This window comes from Bacteroides caecigallinarum (assembly GCF_016901995.1).
Classification (GTDB): domain Bacteria; phylum Bacteroidota; class Bacteroidia; order Bacteroidales; family Bacteroidaceae; genus Phocaeicola; species Phocaeicola cellulolyticus.
In genome coordinates this window covers 1-788 of record NZ_JACJLE010000132.1, presented here as the reverse complement: position 1 = coordinate 788, position 788 = coordinate 1, and the positions used below count along the sequence as shown (strand labels likewise).

The 788-nt window shown below is 38.7% G+C and carries 1 protein-coding gene; it reads right to left on the bottom strand.

Going from position 1 to position 788, the window contains the following annotated elements; translation table 11 throughout:
• Positions 1 to 237 precede the first annotated feature (237 nt).
• Positions 238 to 788, bottom strand: a 551-nt coding sequence (locus H6A61_RS15295; RefSeq protein ID WP_204394766.1) for a sensor histidine kinase, incomplete at its 5' end; no start/stop codon positions are given.

Genomic DNA, 788 nt, shown 5'->3' with positions numbered 1-788 from the left:
GATGGTGAAGTTACCGATAAGAATACTTATCAGTGGGATGAAAGAAATTCCGGTTATATATTGAAGGAGACTGAAAAGTTTACCAAATAAAATTCTTCAATTTCTCTCTCTTAAAAGTTTAACTCGATAATCTCTGATATTCTGTATATATTATACCGTATATCAGAGATTTTTATGGATATACATGGTGTATTATACGTATATGATATCGTAGCTGTGATAATACAGCATTGTGCTTTACAGATTATGCTTGTCGTTTGGAGTTTCAAGCGGCAGATAGATGGTAAATTCTGTAAATTCTCCTTCTGTGCTGTTTACGAATATTCTTCCATCATGTGCCTTTATCACCTGATCAACAAAGTTCAGACCCAGTCCGAATCCGGAAGCTCCGTTCTTACGACTGCGCCTTGCCGCCGCTGCGCGTTCATACTTCTGGAAAATGATTTTCTGGTCGGCTTCGGATATACCCAGCCCATTGTCACGTACTTTCAGTATGGTGTAGCGCTCGCTTTCTTCAGTGGTGATGTTTATTTCCACACTCTCTTTTGAGTATTTTATGGCATTGTCAATCAGATTACTTATTACTTCACCCAGATAATCGTTGTCTGCATAAGCTGTTTTGGCCTGCAAGCTGATGATAAAGTTTACAGGTTTCTGTGCTTTGGCCTTGAATTTTTCGGTCAGTTTCTCTATTATCGGTGTAAGCTCGACTTCTGTTTTGTTCATCTCCAGTTTATGGTTCTCCAGTTTGGAGATGGTAAGTATCTTGTTAGTGAGAGCAAACAAGT